Raw genomic sequence first — 17,637 nt, 5'->3', positions numbered from 1 at the left:
TGATGACCCGCCGTGCCGTCGAAGATGCGTCACGCCATACATCCCGCGCTTCCATAGGCCACCCTGCCCTCACTAAGGTTCCCCTTGTCCGCCTCCGGCGATCACCGTGATCGACCGCCCCGACAACGAAGAGGAACCCATGACCGTCTCCCGCAAGTCCTTCCTCGCGAGTACTTCAGCACTGTCCCTGTCGGCGCTCCTGGCTGCCTGTGGGAGCAAGAAGAGCGATGGCGGCAGTGCCAGTGCCTCCTCCGCCGCCCCCGGCACCATCACCCATGCCTTCGGCACCACGGAGCTCCCCTCCTCGGTGGAGCGGATCGCGACCGTCAACTGGGCAAACCAGGATGTCCCCCTCGCCCTGGGAATCATGCCCGTTGGGATCGCCAAGCAGGTCTTCGGCGTCGAGGACGGCTCCGGGATGCTGCCCTGGACCAAGGCGAAGGTGGACAAGCTCGTCGCCGGCGGCGCCACCGCGCCCGTCCTGTTCGATGAGACCGACGGCATCGCCTTCGAGGCCATCGCTGACACGAAGCCCGACATCATCCTGGGCGCCTACTCTGGCATGACCCAGGAGGACTACAACCGGCTCAGCGAGATCGCCCCCACCATCGCCTACCCGAAGGCCGCCTGGGTCACCCCGTGGCGCGAGATGATCACCCTGGATGCCACCGCGATCGGGAAGAAGGCGGAGGGCGAGGCGCTCATCGCGACCCTGGAGTCCTCCATCTCCGCCGAGACCGCCAAGTACCCGCAGCTGGCCGGCAAGAGCGCCGCCTTCTTCTACATGGGCGCGGGCGACCAGTCCTCCATCGGCTTCTACACGACCGGCGACCCGCGCACCGCCTTCATGAAGGACCTGGGCCTGACCATCCCGGAGTCTGTGCGCAAGCAGACCGAGGCCGACCCCACCACCTTCTCCTACAACCTCTCCGCCGAGAACGCCGACATGGTCAACGACGTCGACATCATGGTCATGTACGGCACCGCGGAGGACCTGCCCACCCTCCAGGCCGATTCCCTCATCGGAAAGATCCCGGCGGTCAAGAACGGGGCCATCGCCTTCGTCGGCAAGGGCTCGGCGCTGTCGGCCTCCACCAACCCCGGGCCGCTCTCCCTGCCCTGGGGGCTGGCTGACTACATGGCGCTCATCGCCGCCGCCGCCGACAAGGTCCAGTGACCACCCCGGCCACGCACGGCGCGGGCAGGACCGGCGATCGCGGTCCCACCGCCCTGCCCGCGCCCGCCGTGCTCATCGCGCTCCTATCACTGCTCGCCCTGGCGGTCATCGCCTCGATCGCCTTCGGGGCGCGCGTGGTCAGCCTCTCCGAGATCCTCGATGGCGTGACCGGCCATGACTCGACCATCGGGGCGGCCGCCGTCGGCGAGAGGCTCCCGCGCACCGCCACCGCCCTCGTGGCGGGCGCCGCCCTGGGGCTAGCGGGCGCCCTCATGCAGGCCATCACCCGCAATCCCATCGCCGATCCCGGGATCCTGGGGATCAACACGGGGGCGTCCCTGGCGATCGTCACCGGCATCGCCTTCCTGGGTATCCACTCGCTCTTCCAGTACCTGTGGGTCGCGATGGCCGGCGCCATGATCACCGCTATCGCGGTCTACGCCGTCGGCTCGCTCGGGCCGGGAGGGGCGACGCCGGTCAAGCTCGCCCTGGCTGGCGTGGCCACGGGCGCGGCGCTGTCCTCGGCGATCAGCGCGATCGTGCTGCCTCGCGCCCAAGGCCTGGAGGACTTCCGCGCCTGGCATGTCGGGAGCCTGGGGCGGGGCACCTGGGACTCCCTCGGGGTGGTCCTGCCTTTCATCGTGCTGGCCACCGCCGCGGGCCTGGCGATGGCGCGCCCGCTGAACTCGCTGGCCCTCGGCGATGAGGCGGCCACCGGCCTGGGCATCAACGTGCCGCTCACGAGGCTCCTCGCCGCCGCGGCGGGGGTTGTCCTGTGCGCCGCCGTGACGGCGCTGGCCGGGCCGATCGGCTTCGTCGGCCTCATGGTCCCCCACGCGGTGCGGATGCTCACGGGCCCCGATCACCGGTGGCTCCTGCCTCTATCCGTCCTCGGTGGCGCCGCCCTGCTGACGGCGGCCGACACCCTGGGCCGGGTGATCGCGAGGCCAAGCGAAATCTCGGTGGGCATCATCACCGCCTTCGTCGGGGCCCCCATCCTCATCGTCGTGGCCCGAAGCGCGAAAGTGCGCGAATTATGAGCGCCCCAGCCCTTGGCTTCACCGACCGGGGCAGGCGCTCCCGGGCGGCGCGCTACTGGGGGGTGAGCGCGGCGCTGCTCATCGGAGTCGTCGCCCTGTGGTGGGCCTCCGTGCTCATCGGGAGGACCTGGTACTCCCCGGAGGAGGTCATCCGCGTCATGATGGGTGAGCGCGTGCCCGGGGCATCGTTCTCCGTGGGCCGTCTGCGCCTTCCGCGCGCGATGGTCGGGCTCCTCGCCGGGCTGGCCTTCGGCATGGCCGGCACCACGTCCCAGACCATGCTGCGCAACCAGCTCGCCAGCCCGGACATCATCGGCATCACCTCGGGCGCCTCGACGGCGGCGGTCTTCTCGATCCTCGTTCTGGGCTGGTCCGGGCCGGCCGTGAGCATCCTGTCGATCGTCGCCGGCCTGGCGACGGCGGCCGCCATCTACGCGCTGTCCGGCTCGGGCCGGACCCAGGGAGCCCGGCTCATCCTCATCGGGATCGGCGTGTCCTCGATGCTGTCCTCGCTGATCGCCTACTTGCAACTACGGGCCGCCATCTACGACGTCCCCAAGGCGATGCGCTGGCTGTCCGGATCCCTGAACGACGCCGCCTGGGAGCAGGTGGGAATCCTGGCGATCGCGGTGGGCGTATGCGCGCTCATCATGGGGGTGATCAGCCGGGACCTCCCGCTGCTCGCCCTGGGAGAGGAGACCGCCGTCGGCCTGGGGGTGGCCACCGGCCGCGCCAGGCTCGCCCTCGTGCTCACCATGGTAGCGCTGGCCTCCTTCGCGACCGCGGCCACCGGCCCCATCGCCTTCGTCTCCTTCCTGGCCGGCCCTCTCGCGGCAGGCCTCGTAGGGCGCACGCATCGCACGCTGCTCCTGCCCGCCGCCCTCATGGGGGCCATCATCGTGCTCAGCGGCGACCTCCTGGGCCAGCACGCCTTCCCCACGACACTCCCGGTGGGCGTGGTGACCGGTGTGGTCGGCGCCCCCTACCTCATCCTCCAACTGCTGCGACTCAACCGCCAGGGAGCCTCCGCATGACCCCGTCCATGAGCACAGCCGCCCCTGCGACCCAGGACCGCGCGCGCCCCGCAGAACTGACCACTCGCGCCCTGCGCGCGGGGTACGGCGGCCGCGTCGTCGTCGACGGCGTGGATGTCGCCATCCCGGTGGGCCGGATCTCCGTCATCGTGGGGGCGAATGCCTGCGGGAAGTCCACCCTGCTCAAGACGATGGCGCGAGTCCTAACCCCCATGGACGGGCGGGTCCTGCTCGACGGCGAGGAGATCCGCTCGCTCCCCACCCGCCGGCTGGCCCAGCGCCTGGGCCTGCTGCCGCAGCAGCCGATCGCCCCGGAGGGCATCGCGGTGGCAGATCTCGTGGGGCGCGGGCGCAGCCCCCACCAGGGCCTGTTCCGGGCCACCAGCAGCGCCGACCGGCGCATCGTGGAGGCCTCACTGCTGGCCACCCGCACCGAGGCCCTGGCGGATCGCTCCATCGACGAGCTCTCCGGTGGGCAGCGCCAGCGCGTGTGGATCGCCATGGCGCTGGCCCAGCGCACCGACGTGCTCCTCCTCGACGAGCCCACGACCTTCCTCGACCTCGCCCACCAGGTGGAGGTGCTGGACCTTCTCACGGATCTCAACCGCGAGCGCGGCACAACGATCGTCATGGTCCTGCATGACATCAATCTCGCGGCCCGCTACGCGGACCACATCATCGCCATGCGCCAGGGCAGGGTGGTCGCCTCGGGAGCGCCATCGGACATCGTCTCCAGCGGGCTGGTGCGCGAGGTCTTCGACCTGGAGGCGGATGTCATCCCGGACCCGGTCTCCGGCACGCCGCTCATCGTCCCCAAGGGCCGCTACCACGTGGGCGGCAGGGATCAGGCGCCCGGGCAGGAGGGGGCGTGAGCGGCGCGGGGAGGGCTCCTTTCGGCTTCTTCCCCGTCGAAGTGGCGGGGATCCTCGATGTCTCCCCCTCCATGAGGCGCTTCACCTTCGTCAGCGCCGGGGCTCCCGAGGAGGGCGGCGACCCTCTGGCCGACTTCGCGGACCCGGGCTGGGACCAGCGCATCAAGCTCGTCCTGCCCGCGCCCTCGGGCGGCTACGAGCACCTGGTGGACGGCCCGGACTGGTACACCGCATGGCTCGCCTGCCCGCCGGAGCACCGCTGCCCGATCCGCACCTACACGACGCGCGCGGTGCGCCGGGCCGTCCACGGTAGGGGCGCGACGGAGGTGGACGTCGACATGGTGGTCCATCCGGCCGCGCCGACTGGCGGGCCCGACACCGGGCTGGGGCCGGCGGCGCGATGGATCGGGGGCGCCGTCGTCGGGAGCCGGGCGGTGCTGCTGGGGCCCCGTCGTTCCTTCGACGGCGAGCCGGGCGGCGTCGATTTCATCCCACCGGCGCGCACCGGCGCCTACCTCCTGGGCGGCGATGAGACGGCGGCCCCAGCGATCGCCCGGATCCTGGAGGGCCTGCCCACGAGCGCGCGCGGCATCGCCGTCGTCGAGATGCCCCGCCAGGCCGACCGCGCCTACCTGCCCGCGCATCCAGGCTTCGAGCTGCGCTTCCTGGGGCGCGAGGGCGGGGCGCATGGCGAACTGCTGACCGCGGCGGTCGTTGAGGCGGCGGCCGAGCTGTGCCCGCCGGGCCGGCCCACCCGGGTGGAGGAGATCGACGTGGACTCCGCCCTCCTGTGGGAGGTGCCGCGTACGGCGCGCGGCGGGGCGGCGCTGTCGCGAACGGATCTGTACGCGTGGCTGGCCGGCGAGGCGGGAGCAGTGCGCGCGATGCGCCGCCACCTGGTCTCGGAGCGGGGCGTCGATCGGCGCGCAGTGGCGTTCATGGGCTACTGGCGCCTGGGGCGCGCCGAGAACTGAGGCCGTTCAGCCCTCGTAGTCGGGCTCGGCGGTAATGTCGCGCGCCATGTTGGAGAAGCGGGAGAGGTGGCCCTGGAAGGCCACGGGGATCGTCTTGGTCTGCCCGTTGCGGTGCTTGGCGACGATGATGTCGGCCTCCCCGGGGCGCTCCTCCATCGCGTAGTACTCGGGGCGGTGCAGGAGCATGATGATGTCCGCGTCCTGCTCCAGGGAGCCGGACTCGCGCAGGTCGGACATCTGGGGCTTGTTGCCGGTGCGCTGCTCGGGGCCGCGGTTGAGCTGGGCGACGGCGATCACCGGGATCTCGAGCTCCTTGGCGAGGAGTTTGAGCGAGCGGGAGAACTCGCTGACCTCCTGCTGACGCGACTCCACGCGCTTGCCCGAACTCATGAGCTGGAGGTAGTCGATGACGAGCAGGCCGAGACCGTTCTGCTGCTTGAGGCGCAGGGCCTTGGAGCGGATCTCCGGCATGGTGAGGTTCGGGGAGTCGTCGATGTACAGCTGGGCGTTGGAGACGGGGTTGTACGCCAGGGCGACGTCCTGCCAGTCGCGCTCGTTCATCTGGTTGGAGCCGCGCAGCTTGTTCATGGAGACCCCGGACTCGGCGGCCAGGATGCGCATCATGAGTTCCATGCGCCCCATCTCCAGGGAGAAGTAGCACGAGGGGATGCCGTGGTGAATGGAGGCCGAGCGGCAGAAGTCGACGGCGAGCGTGGACTTGCCCATGGCGGGGCGCGCGGCGATGATGATCATCTGGCCGGCGTGGAGGCCGCCGGTGAGCTCGTCAAGGTCCATGAAGCCCGTGGGCACGCCCGTCATGGCGCCCTGCTCACGGCTCTGCCCGGCCTCGATCTCCAGGTTGGCCTCGCCCAGGAGCTCGGAGATGGCGACGTAATCCTCCTTCTCCCCCTCGGAGTGAGCGACGGAGTAGACCTCGGCCTCGGCCAGGGTGACGAGCTCGGCGATGTCCCCGGCATCCTGGGAGTAGCCGAGCTGCGTGATACGGGTGCCGGCCTGGACGAGGCCCCGCATGAGGGACTTCTCCCGGACGATGCGCGCGTAGTACGCGGCGTTGGCGGCAGTGGGCACGCTCGCCATGAGGGAGGCCAGGTAGGGGGCGCCCCCGACGAGGTCGAGCTCGCCGCGCTTGGCCAACTCGTCGGAGACGACGATGGGGTCGGCCGGCATGGAGCGGTTGTAGACGTCGACGATGACGTCGAAGATCGACTCGTGGGCGGGCTGGTAGAACTCGTTGCCGCGCAGGATCTCCAGGACGTCAGTGATCGCCTCCTTGCTCAGAAGCATGCCGCCGAGCGTGGCCATCTCCGCCTCGTCGTCGTGCGGGGGGACGCGATCGAAGACGCCGTCGAAGCGGGCCGCCGCCGGGCCGGGCGAGCCCTGGCCGCCGCGTTCCCGCGTGATGCTCACGGCAGCGCGGTCGATGACGTCGGTCACGGCTCTCTCCCCTCTGGCGCCAGGAGGCGCGCGCGCGACACTAGCCCCCGCCTGAGGGCGCGGCAAACGCGCCCTGGGGGGACATTGTGGGCAGCCCACCGACACCTGTGGAAAGCGGTGGATAACCTGGGGGCGACGCGCCGCACAGCCTGTGGATAAAGTTGAGGTGACAACCTGCCTGTTTCCGACGATCGTTGATATACCAGCGTGATCTCGGTGTAGAGTCCATGATCAGAAGCCCACAGGAGAATGCGACAAAGTCCGCACAAAATCTGTGGATAACCGGGTTTTCCTGTGGAATAACCTCATCTTCACCTTCAGGTCTGGACCACCCGGTCGCAGTGGGCGCGAGGGCTCGGGGCGGGCGCCGCAGGCCTGCGTGAGACACTGGGACGCCCCCACGACCCCGGAGATGACGTGACCAGACCAGCGCGCGATGACGGTCCCCTCGACTCATCCGATCGGGACCGGGGCCGCCCGGCGGGCTCCCTGAGCCCGGCGAGCCCCGCGAGCCGCCGTCGGCTCGACCGCTCCATCCTGGGGCTGGCCCTGCCGGCGCTCGGCGCGCTCGTGGCCGAGCCCCTGCTCGTGCTCGTGGACTCCGCGATGGTCGGGCACTTGGGAGCCACATCCTTGGCGGGCCTGTCGCTCGCCTCCACGGTGCTGACCACGCTCGTGGGCCTGTTCGTCTTCCTCGCCTACGCGACGACCGCGACGACGGCGCGGCTCTTCGGCGCGGGCGACCGGGCGGGCGGCCTGCGCGCGGGGATCGACGGGCTGTGGCTCGCCCTCCTCCTGGGCGCGGGCACCGCGATCCTCCTAGGGGCGGGCGGCCCGTGGTTGGTGGAGGCCCTGGGAGCGCGGGGGACGGTGGCCGACGCCGCCACCGCCTATCTGCGTGCCTCGGCGCCGGGCCTGCCGGGAATGCTCGTCGTCCTCGCCTCCACGGGCACGCTGCGCGGGCTGCTCGACACCAGGACCCCCTTCATCGTGGCCACCACCGGGGCGGCGCTCAACGCGGGGCTCAATGCCGTGCTGCTCTACGGCGTGGGGATGGGGATCGCGGGATCGGGCCTGGGCACGGCTCTGGCGCAGACGGCGATGGCCCTGGCCCTGGCGCGGCCCATCGTGCGCGCGGCCCGGGCGGCGGGCGTGCCGCTGCGGCCCCATCGGGCGGGGCTCGGCACCTCCCTGGGGGCGGGGCTTCCCCTGCTCGTGCGCACCGTCTCCTTGAGAGCGGCGATCCTGCTGACGGTGTGGGCGGCCACGGCACTGGGGGAGGCTCCGCTGGCGGCGCACCAGGTGGTCAACTCCCTGTGGGCATTCGCGGCCTTCGCCCTCGACGCGCTGGCCGTGGCAGCGCAGGCCCTGATTGGCACGGCGCTCGGACAGGCGGATGCTGCGGATTCCGCCGGTGAGGCGAGCGCGCCACCCGGGGCCGGGGACGCGCCTCCGCTCGCCGCGGGCGCGGTGGTGCGCCGGACCGTCACCTGGGGGGCGTTGACGGGGGCCATCCTGGGCGCCGCCATGGCGGCGGCGTCCCCGTGGCTGCCGCGCCTGTTCACCTCGGACGCGGGCGTCGTCGGCCTGGCGACCCCGGTACTGCTCGTGACGGCCTCGGCGATGCCGCTGGCGGGGGTCGTCTACCTGCTCGACGGAGTCCTCATGGGCGCGGGCGAGGGGCGCTACCTGGCGCGTGCGGGGGCGCTGACCCTGCTGGCCTACGCCCCCCTGGCGGTGGCGGTCGGGCACCTGGGCGCGGTGTCGCGCCTCGGTGACCACGGGCTTGCTCTGCTCTGGCTGGCCTTCGCCTGGGTCTTCATGGGCGCCCGGGCCGCGACCACCGCCCCGCGCGCCCGCGCCTGGCTCACCTGACCCCGGTCGCGGCCCTCGCGCCGCGGGAATTGGCGAGGTTTGAGGATTCCTTATTCTGACGCCGCGTCACGTCCTGCGTCGCCCCAGGTCACGAGCTTGCTTGAGGGGGAGGACGCCACGCGGGGGGCTTGAGGATCGCGAGCAATCCTCAAACCTCGCCACTCCCGGGCCGCCGGTAACGCGAGGGCCCGCCCAGGCAGTCCTGGGCGGGCCCTCAGCGCGAGTGCTCAGCGAGCGGCGGCGACGTACAACTCCACCGGGGCGACGACGTCGGCGTGCAGGCGGACGGAGGCGCTGTGGCGACCGGTCGACTTGATCGGGGGGGCGATGGTGATCTTGCGGCGGTCGATGGCGGGGCCACCGGCCTCCTTCACGGCATCGGCGATCTCGCCGGTGGTGACGGAGCCGAAGAGACGGCCGTTGGCGCCGGCCTTCGCGGTGATCGTCACGACGTTGTCAGTCAGCCAGGCGCGGGCGGTCTGGGCGTGCTCGAGGGACTCGATGCTGCGACGACGGCGGGCCTCGGCCATCTGGTCGATCTGCTTCTGCGCGCCCTTGGTCCAGGGCGTCGCGAGCTTGCGCGGGACCAGGTAGTTGCGGGCGTAGCCGTCCTTGACGTCGACGACATCGCCGGCGGCGCCGAGGTTGGCCACGTCGTGGGTGAGGATGAGCTTGGTGGTCATATCCGTGCCTCCTTCTCAGCGAGCAGAGCTCGTGTAGGGCAGCAGGGCCATCTCGCGGGCGTTCTTCACGGCCTTGGCGATCTTGCGCTGCTCCTGGACGGAGACGCCGGTGACGCGGCGGGCGCGGATCTTGCCGCGGTCGGAGATGAACTTGCGCAGCGTGGCGGTGTCCTTGTAGTCGATGACACCGACCTTGATCGCCTTGACGGGGCCGACCTTCTTCTTCGGCTTACGAAGCTGGGGCTTCGCCATAGTGGTACTCCTTGTTGCGAGCGCCGACGGCGCTCATACGAGATTGGGTTGTGGGTGTGGGAACGGAGCTCTGGCGGGGATCAGAACGGGGGCTCGTCACCGAAGGAGGTGGAGCCGCCCGTGGCCCACGGGTCGTCCGCGGCGCCGCCCCGGGGGGCGTTGTAGCCGGACTGGCCGCCCTGGAAGCCCTGGCCGCCCTGGTTGCCCCAGGAGCCGCCGCCCTGACCGCCCTGGTTCTGGGCGCCGCCTTGGTAGCCACCGCCCTGGTTCCCGCCGTAGCCCCCCTGGCCGCCCGTGCGGGTGACCTGGGCCTTGGCACGGCGCAGGGAGGGGCCGATCTCATCGACCTGCATCTCCACGACTGTGCGCTGGGCGCCCTCGCGGTCCGTGTAGGAGCGCTGCTGGAGGCGGCCCTGGGCGATGACGCGCATGCCCTTGGTCAGGGACTCCGCGACGTTCTCCGCGGCGTCGCGCCAGATTGAGCAGCGCATGAACAGCGTCTCCGCGTCCTGCCACTCGTTGGTCTGGCGGTTGAAGGTGCGCGGTGTGGACGCGATCGTGAAGGACGCGACCGCCGCACCCGACGGGGTGAAGCGCATCTCCGGATCCGCGGTGAGGTTCCCGATGATCGTGATGACGGTGTCGCCGGCCATTTCGCTTCCTTCCCTCGGTGGGCTCAGGCCTCGGGACGCAGGAGCTTGGTGCGCAGGACAGTCTCGTTGAGGCCGAGCTGGCGGTCGAGCTCCTGGGCGATCTCAGGCGTGGTGGTCATGTCGACGACGACGTAGAAGCCCTCGGAGCGCTTCTTGATGTCGTAGGCGAGACGGCGCTTGCCCCAGACGTCGACCTTGTCGACCGTGCCCCCGTTGCTGGGGACGACCTGCAGCAGCTTCTCGAGCGACGGCGCGATGGTGCGCTCGTCCGTCTCGGGGTCGAGGATGATCATGATCTCGTAATGACGCATGCTTGGTACCCACCTCCTCTGGTCTCAAGCGGTCACGGTCTCTCCGTGACAGGAGGGTTGATGCGTGCGGCGCGCCGCCGGGGCGGGGTCGCCCAAGGGCGCGCCAGGGCACGAGCCTACTCCAGGGCCACCGCCGCCAGGAAGACGGGGGCGGCGCACTGGCCGTGCAGTGCGACACGCGCGGCGGACGGCGCGCCGGCGTGGAGCCGGCCCCCCGGAGTCCCGGAGTCGTCAGTGCGCGCGCTACCGCTGATGACGGGGGCTCCAGCCGAGATCCCCGAGTATCCCCAACCAGTCGCGACCCAAGGGGCGATTCCCGTTCCCCCCCGCGCCTTGCGGAGAACGTTTCTGACCGTCCAGATTCCCATCGTCGCCTTTCCCGGGATCATTGGGGTTGCCGCCGTTGCCATTCTGAGGCGGCTGGCCGGGCTTCGCGGGATCGGGGTTCTGCGGCCCCTCAGGAACGGGTACGATTCCCTGCTGCTGATCCCCGGGCGGCACCTCCGGGTCGGTCTCCTCCTGCTTGTCCTGCTTGGGCGCCTCCTGCGTGGGCTCCACCGGCGTCAAGGAGGGCACCGGCTCGGGCGCTCGGGAGGAGCCTCGCGAGGGCGCCGGGGCCTGGATCCCTCCCAGGGAGCCCGGCGTGTAGGAGCCAGCCGTGCGGCCCGGGAACCGCTCAACGGGCAGGCCGTTCAGCGCGGACTCCATGTAGGTGGTGAAGATGTCTGCCGGGTAGGTGGAGCCGGTGATCTCGGAGTACTTCCCCCAGGGGGTGATCGACTCCTCCTCGCCGTTCTGCCCGCTCTGGTAGAGGGTGACGGCGGTGGCCACCTGCGGGGTGTAGCCGACGAAATGGGCGGACTTGTTGTCCGAGGACGAGCCCGTCTTCGCGGCGATCGGCCGGCCCAAGCGCAGCGCCGTGGTACCCGATCCCTCGTTGACCACCTGCTGCATCGCGTAGGTGGCGTCGGCCATGACATCGTCAGAGAAGACCTTCTCACCACTGGTGGACGCCGTGTAGGAGACGCTCTTCCCGCTGACCGAGGCGACGATATGCGTCTGGTGGCGGGTCCCCTGCGAGGCGAAGGTCGCGTAGGCCGTGGCGATATCGATCGTGTGCGGCGAGGCCGAGCCGAGGACGCTCTGGAGGTTGGCGTCGTCCAGTCCCGCCGTGTCCTCCGGGAAGCCCGCCCTCTTGGCCACTTCCTTGGTGGTCTCGGGCCCGACGTCCTTGTTGAGCTGGACGTAGGGGGTGTTAACCGAGTACGCGGTGGCCGTCACAAGATTCGCCCACCTGAACTGGGCGTTTCCGAAGTTGACGAACCGGGCGCCATCGATCGTCATGGGCGAGGCCCCCGGATATCCGTTGGCCAGGGTCGCGCCCTTCTCCAGGGCGGCCACGAGCGCGAAGGGCTTGAAGGTCGAGCCGGCCTGGGCCACGGCGCCGGTGGAGGAGTTCAGTCCACCGGTGAGGTAGTCGCTCCCGCCGTAGAGGGAGAGGATGCCGCCGCTACTGGCGTCGATAGACACCAGTCCCACCCGCAGGTTGGGCGAGTGGCCCTCCGGCAGGCTCTGGGCGGCGGCGACGGCGGCCTCCTGGTTCGCCTTGTTGATCGTGGTGACGATGGACAGCCCGCCGGTGTCGATCTGCTGGTCGGTGAGCCCGGCTTTCGTGGTGAGTTCCTCCCGGACCATCTGGAGGAGGTAGCCATTGGGGCCCTTGTAGGTCTCGTTGTCAGTGACGTCGATCGTCGTCGGGAAGGTCGCGGAGTCGCGCTCCGCCTGCGTGATGTAGCCATCGGCCAGCATAAGGTCGAGCACGCGGTTCCAGCGGTGAGTGGCCTGGTCCTTGTCGATCGCCGGGTCCCAGGCGCTGGGCGCGGGCAGGATCCCCGCCAGGAGAGCGGACTCGGAGTAGGTCATCTCGGATGCCGGGTGGCCGAAGTACGCCTGGCTGGCGGCCTCGATGCCGTAGGCGGAGCGCCCGAAGTACACCGTGTTGAGGTAGGAGCCGAGGATCTCCGCCTTGCTCTTGGAGCGGTCGATCTTGAGGGCCATGATGGCCTGCTGGAACTTGCCCGCGTAGGAGTTCGTCGTATCGACGTAGTAGTTCTTGATGTACTGCTGGGTGAGGGTGGAGGCGCCCTGGGTCCCCCCACCGCTGGCATTGTTGACGAGGGCGCGCAGGATTCCCTTCGGGTCCACACCGCTATTGGTGTAGAAGGAGCGGTCCTCAGAGGCGACGACGGCGCTGCCCACATGGGAGGGAATCGTCGAGGCATCGATGATAGTGCGATTGATCTCGGCGAATTGCCCCATCGGGGTGACGCCGTCGGAGTAGTAGATGGTGGTCGTCTGCGCCTGGGCGAACTCGCTGGGCTCAGGCACTTTGATCGTCGAGTAGGCATAGACGAACAGGCCCAGCACCGTCGCGGTCATGAGGAGGAAGGAGCCCAGGCAGAAGCGCCAGCTCGGGATCCAGCGGTGGATCGGGCCCTTGCCGTACCTGGGGTAATTGAAGATCCTCCTCAGGCCCGTGGGGGCCGGGCCAGCGGCCCGGGCGGCGCGCCTGTCGCGGCCGCTCGCGGGAGCCCGTCGGCCTTGCTCCTGCCTTCCGGAGAGGGCTGCCTGGGCGAGCCTGCCGCCATGGGGACGATTGCCTCCTGGGTTCGCGTTCAGTGTCACGCGTTACTCATTCCTGCAGTGCCGGTCGGTTCGCTGGGATTCAGGGCTGGGGGGCCAGCGAGCCATCGTGCAGTGCCAAGTATGGCCGGGAAGTGCCCCCTCGGGGCAAGGGGAGGGCGGCAGGATCGCGACTCGGCGTCGGCTCGATGGGCCCTGCGACCCCCTTGATCGGCGTCATCACAGGCCAGAGCGCAATATGGTGCCTATCACTCAGGCGTCGGTCACACCCACCAGCCTCCCACCGGGTCCGACCGGGCGAAGAGGGAGGTCACAGGGGCCCAAGAGAACAGGTCAGGGGCCCCGTCGCTCCACCGGCACCCCTGAGGCTCAGCGCCACGAGCCCCGCCGCCTCCGCCCCGCCCCCCTTGAGCGCGTCCACCACCCCGACCGACACCATGCGGGCGGCGGTCTCCCCGACCATCGCCCGCGCATCGCCCCTGCCGGCTGGCGGGCCCTCGGAGGACGGGCCCGCCGCTTCGCGCCTCTGGCGACGACCTCGCCCGCGGATCTCCCCACTAGAAGCGCGATCCTGTCAGGCCCCTCATGAACCGCTCCTGATCATTTCCCAGGTGAGGACGATTTTGTGACATCTCAATTTTATAATCGGCGCGCTTCGCGGCTGATGACATGCGGTTCACTCGTCGAAATAGATTCTGAGCAGCGCGAAAGGACTGACACCCAGATCTAGTGCATCAATTCCATATCACTTCAGGCTCTTATTGAGAGAATGGTCACGGCTATCAGATAGGGTCGGCCATGGGTCACCCACCCATCCCTCTCTCCCTCATTCAGAAAGCCTTGTCCCATGTCTTCCTCTTCCCGTGGGCGTCACCTCCCTGTCCTGGTGGGCCTTATGGCTGCCTCCTCCCTCATCGCGCCTGTGGCCATGGCGGCCGGAGAGGCCGCAAACACCGCAGGTCCGAAGATCCCCACTTTGTCGGCGAGCACGGCGACCTGCCACGCGCCGAAGAACCTCGTGACCGTCACCGACTTCGACCCCGCAGCCGCCGCGAACTACCGCATCGTCATCGTCATCGACGGCGTGGGTGCCGCAGCCGTCAAGAACAGCACCAGCAAGACGGTCTTCACCACTGGTAAGGGCGTCTTCGACGTCGACGCCTACCTGAAGGAGCGCGGCGTCACCAACACCGCCTTCAATGGCAAGAAGGCCACCGTCAAGCTGTACTACTTCGACAAGGAAGGCAAGTACGCCGGCAAGTACGAGGACCAGAACACCGTCGTCCCCGGCGAGGTCAAGGCCAAGATGGTCCCGCTGGGCACGCCCATTGAGGCCACCTACGCGGACCCGGCCACGGTGTGCGAGAAGACGATGCCGGCCACCCCGACGGTCTCGACGACGCTGTCCGCCGACCACAATGACGTGACCATCTCCGGGGCCACCACGGATCCCCAGAAGAACTACCGCTTCGTCGCCGAGCTGCCCGACGGCACCAAGAAGGCCCTGCCCAAGGTCTACTCCGAGCGCATCGTCGGTGGCGAGTCCACGGTCAACGCCGAGGCCGCCCTTAAGGATGTCGGTGGCGTCGAGGCCTACTACGGCCAGGAGATCAAGGTTCAGGCCTACTACTTCGACGCGGAGAAGCGCTACGCGCCGAGCACCTACGTCGACCCCGCCAGCGTGGTTGACGGCCAGACCAAGGAGCGGTTCATCAAGCTGGGCGAACCCCAGGTGCTGACCCTCATGAAGCCGACCGGGTCAGCCGACCCCACGCCGACCGAGACCACCGACCCGACCGACTCGACTGGGGCCGCCGACCCGACCGACACCACCGACCCGACCGACACCACCGGGTCCACCGACACCACCGGGGCCGCCGACTCGACCGACACCACCGGGTCCACCGGGTCCACCGACCCGACCGACACCACCGGGTCCACCGACTCAACCGAGACCACCGGGTCCACCGACACCACCGGGTCCACCGACCCGACCGACACCACCGGGTCCACCGACCCGACCGACACCACCGGGTCCACCGACCCGACCGAGACCACCGGGGCCGCCGACTCGACTGGGGCCGCCGACTCGACCGAGACCACCGGGTCCACCGACCCCACCGACTCGACCGACACCACCGGGTCCACCAACCCCTCCGAGGCCCCTGAGGCCCCCAAGACCGGCTGGGTCCCTAACGGAACCACCTGGAACTACCTCGACCCCACCACCGGCACCATGCACACCGGCTGGCTCAACGACGCCGGCACCTGGTACTACCTACTGCCCAACGGCACCATGGCCACCGGCTGGCTCAACCTCGACGGCACCTGGTACTACCTGGACGCCTCCGGCGCCATGCACACCGGCTGGATCGCCCTGGACGGCCGCTGGTACTACCTACTGCCCAACGGCTCTATGGCCACCGGCTGGATCGCCCTGGACGGCACCTGGTACTACCTCGACGCCTCCGGCGCCATGGCCACCGGCTGGATCGCCCTGGACGGCCGCTGGTACTACCTCAACCCCACCACCGGCGCCATGCACACCGGCTGGCTCAACAACGCCGGCACCTGGTACTACCTACTGCCCAACGGCTCCATGGCCACCGGCTGGGTCTATGACGCCGGCACCTGGTACTTCATGAACGCCTCCGGCGCCTGGATCGCCTAACCCCCACAACACGCACCCACCACCGCCGCCGGGCACTGGGAACCCAAACCCCAGCGCCCGGCGGCGGCCCTGCCCAACGGGCGCACGGCCCAGGCCTTCGCCTCGATGCTCTTCGGGCGGCTCCTCCCGCACCCGGACGTGGTCTCGGCGATGCCGCGCCCCGAGCTTCAGGACCCGGATGTCTTCACCGACCCCATCGACGTCATCGTCACCACCCATGAGGTGGTGGCCCGCAAGCATGTGGCCGATGGCGCGATCGAGCAGGCGGCTCCGCCCCTGCGGGCCCTGCTGGAGAGCAGGGCGGACGGCGCCTCGCAGCTGGTGACATGCGATTTACTCGCCAAAATAGATACTGATCAGCGCAAATGGGCTGAAGTTCGGTTCCAGCGCATCAGTTCCGTATCGCTTGGGCTCTCATTCTGGGAACGATCACGGCCGTCAGATAGGGTCGCCGATGGGTCACCCGCCCATCCCTTTTTCCTCATGCAGAAAGCCTTGTCACCCATGTCTTCCTCTTCCCGTAGGCGCCACCTCCCTGTCCTGGTGGGCCTCATGGCTGCCTCCTCCCTCATCGCGCCCGTCGCCATGGCGGCCGGTGAGGCCACGCCCCCCCCCGCCGCAAGCCCGAAGATCCCCACCATCTCGGCGACCACGGCGACCTGCCACGCGCCGAAGAACCTCGTGACCGTCAGCGACTTCGATCCCGAAGCCGCCGCGAACTACCGCATCGTCGTCGCCTTCAAGGATCTGGGTGCCGCCGCAGCGGTCGATGAAAACACCACCAAGGAGATCTTCACCACAGGCAAGGGTGCCTTCGACATCTACGCCTTCCTGAAGGAGCGCAACTTCGCCGGCTCCTCCTTCGATACCAAGAAGGCCACCTTCAAACTGTACTACTTCGACAGCGATAACAAGTACGCCGGCCAGTACGCAGACAAGAACACCATCATCCCCGGCCAGACCAGGGACAAGATGGTCCCATTGGGCAACCCCCTCGACGTCACCTACGAGGACCCGGACAAGGTCTGCGAGAAGACGATGCCGGCCACCCCGAAGGTCGAGGCGGCGCTGGTCAACAACCGCAATGACGTCACCATCTCCGGGGCCACCACAAATCCCCAGAAGAACTACCGCTTCGTCGCCGAGCTGCCCGACAACTCCAAGGTGGCCCTGCCCGACGTCTACTCCGAGCACATCGTCAACGGTGAGACCACGATCAACGTTGAACTGGTCTTCGGGGAAAACGGTAAGCTCGATGAGGATCTCTACGGCAAGCCGATCAAGGTTCAGGCCTACTACTTCGACGCGGAGAAGCGCTACGCGCCGACCACTTACGTCGACTCCGCCAGCGTGATTGAAGGCGAGACCAAGGAGCGGTTCATCAAGCTGGGCGACCCCCAGGTGCTGACCCTCACCAAGCCGAACGAGTCGGCCAAGCCCGACGCTCCCGCGCCCGACGCTCCTGCGCCTGACGCCCCCGCGCCCGAGGCCCCCAAGCCCGACGCCCCCGCGCCCGAGGCCCCCAAGCCTGAGGCCCCTAAGACCGGCTGGGTCAAGAACGGAACCAGCTGGAACTACATCCAGCCCTCCGGAGCCAAGGCCTTCGGCTGGCTCAACGACGCCGGCACCTGGTACTACCTCGACTCCACCGGCACCATGCGCACCGGCTGGATCGCCCTCGACGGCACCTGGTACTACCTCGACGCCTCCGGCGCCATGGCCACCGGCTGGATCGCCCTGGACGGCCGCTGGTACTACCTCAACCCCACCACCGGCGCCATGCACACCGGCTGGCTCAACAACGCCGGCACCTGGTACTACCTACTGCCCAACGGCTCCATGGCCACCGGCTGGGTCTATGACGCCGGCACCTGGTACTTCATGAACGCCTCCGGCGCCTGGGTCGCCTGACCCCCACCCGCGCTCAACACGCACCCACCACCGCCGCCGGGCACTGGGAACCCAAACCCCAGCGCCCGGCGGCGGCACATCAGTCA

At 69.4% G+C, this 17,637-nt stretch carries 14 protein-coding genes; 8 read left to right on the top strand and 6 right to left on the bottom strand.

Annotation, left to right across the window (positions count from 1 at the left end):
• Positions 1–139 precede the first annotated feature (139 nt).
• From GVV75_RS05845 to GVV75_RS05825, 5 genes are read left to right on the top strand one after another with little or no spacing between them, the layout of a single operon-like run.
• Positions 140–1,177, top strand: coding sequence for an iron-siderophore ABC transporter substrate-binding protein (locus GVV75_RS05845; protein WP_159522364.1), 1,038 nt, complete (start codon positions 140–142; stop codon positions 1,175–1,177).
• The gene (locus GVV75_RS05840) at positions 1,174–2,217 is read left to right on the top strand and encodes a FecCD family ABC transporter permease (RefSeq protein ID WP_235904945.1); all 1,044 of its coding nucleotides are present in this window, start codon (positions 1,174–1,176) and stop codon (positions 2,215–2,217) included. The genes GVV75_RS05845 and GVV75_RS05840 overlap by 4 nt, the downstream gene beginning before the upstream one ends.
• Positions 2,214–3,251, top strand: coding sequence for a FecCD family ABC transporter permease (locus tag GVV75_RS05835; protein WP_159522362.1), 1,038 nt, complete (start codon positions 2,214–2,216; stop codon positions 3,249–3,251). Before GVV75_RS05840 ends, GVV75_RS05835 begins: the two co-directional genes overlap by 4 nt.
• Positions 3,248–4,123 carry an ABC transporter ATP-binding protein gene (locus GVV75_RS05830; protein WP_201288238.1) on the top strand — a complete coding sequence of 292 codons (876 nt, stop codon included), beginning with the start codon at positions 3,248–3,250 and terminating at the stop codon, positions 4,121–4,123. The genes GVV75_RS05835 and GVV75_RS05830 overlap by 4 nt, the downstream gene beginning before the upstream one ends.
• On the top strand, positions 4,120–5,097 hold the full coding sequence (locus GVV75_RS05825; RefSeq protein WP_236266072.1) for a siderophore-interacting protein: 978 nt from the start codon (positions 4,120–4,122) through the stop codon (positions 5,095–5,097). Before GVV75_RS05830 ends, GVV75_RS05825 begins: the two co-directional genes overlap by 4 nt.
• Positions 5,098–5,103: 6 nt before the next feature.
• Here GVV75_RS05825 and dnaB read toward each other — a convergent pair whose 3' ends face one another.
• Positions 5,104–6,519 carry a replicative DNA helicase gene (gene dnaB, locus GVV75_RS05820; RefSeq protein WP_268891844.1) on the bottom strand — a complete coding sequence of 472 codons (1,416 nt, stop codon included), beginning with the start codon at positions 6,517–6,519 and terminating at the stop codon, positions 5,104–5,106.
• A 450-nt stretch (positions 6,520–6,969) separates the two neighbouring features.
• Between dnaB and GVV75_RS05815 the strand changes: the two genes are divergently transcribed.
• Positions 6,970–8,427, top strand: a complete 1,458-nt coding sequence (locus GVV75_RS05815) for an MATE family efflux transporter (RefSeq protein WP_159813873.1) — start codon at positions 6,970–6,972, stop codon at positions 8,425–8,427.
• A gap of 227 nt (positions 8,428–8,654) precedes the next feature.
• Here the strand turns inward: GVV75_RS05815 and rplI are convergent, their stop codons facing one another.
• From rplI to GVV75_RS05790, 5 genes are all read right to left on the bottom strand, one after another.
• On the bottom strand, positions 8,655–9,110 hold the full coding sequence (gene rplI, locus GVV75_RS05810) for a 50S ribosomal protein L9 (protein WP_159624205.1): 456 nt from the start codon (positions 9,108–9,110) through the stop codon (positions 8,655–8,657).
• Positions 9,111–9,125: 15 nt separating this feature from the next.
• Positions 9,126–9,362, bottom strand: coding sequence for a 30S ribosomal protein S18 (gene rpsR / locus GVV75_RS05805; RefSeq protein ID WP_017177879.1), 237 nt, complete (start codon positions 9,360–9,362; stop codon positions 9,126–9,128).
• Positions 9,363–9,442: 80 nt separating this feature from the next.
• Positions 9,443–10,015 (bottom strand): single-stranded DNA-binding protein, encoded by a 573-nt coding sequence (locus GVV75_RS05800; RefSeq protein WP_159717164.1) that lies wholly within the window; start codon positions 10,013–10,015, stop codon positions 9,443–9,445.
• Positions 10,016–10,038: 23 nt separating this feature from the next.
• Positions 10,039–10,326, bottom strand: a complete 288-nt coding sequence (rpsF, locus tag GVV75_RS05795; RefSeq protein ID WP_017177877.1) for a 30S ribosomal protein S6 — start codon at positions 10,324–10,326, stop codon at positions 10,039–10,041.
• Between the two features lie 243 nt (positions 10,327–10,569).
• Positions 10,570–13,011, bottom strand: a complete 2,442-nt coding sequence (locus GVV75_RS05790) for a transglycosylase domain-containing protein (RefSeq protein WP_159813871.1) — start codon at positions 13,009–13,011, stop codon at positions 10,570–10,572.
• Positions 13,012–13,816: 805 nt separating this feature from the next.
• Between GVV75_RS05790 and GVV75_RS10450 the strand changes: the two genes are divergently transcribed.
• Entirely contained in the window at positions 13,817–15,640 is a 1,824-nt protein-coding gene (locus GVV75_RS10450; RefSeq protein WP_268891841.1) for a hypothetical protein, read from the top strand.
• A 504-nt stretch (positions 15,641–16,144) separates the two neighbouring features.
• Positions 16,145–17,551: an N-acetylmuramoyl-L-alanine amidase family protein gene (locus GVV75_RS05780; RefSeq protein WP_159813869.1), complete on the top strand. Its 1,407-nt coding sequence runs from the start codon at positions 16,145–16,147 to the stop codon at positions 17,549–17,551.
• Positions 17,552–17,637: the final 86 nt, after the last annotated feature.

The organism is Actinomyces sp. zg328, from assembly GCF_009829635.1.
Lineage (GTDB): Bacteria > Actinomycetota > Actinomycetes > Actinomycetales > Actinomycetaceae > Actinomyces > Actinomyces marmotae.
This window is presented reverse-complemented; position numbering and strand designations above follow the sequence as displayed.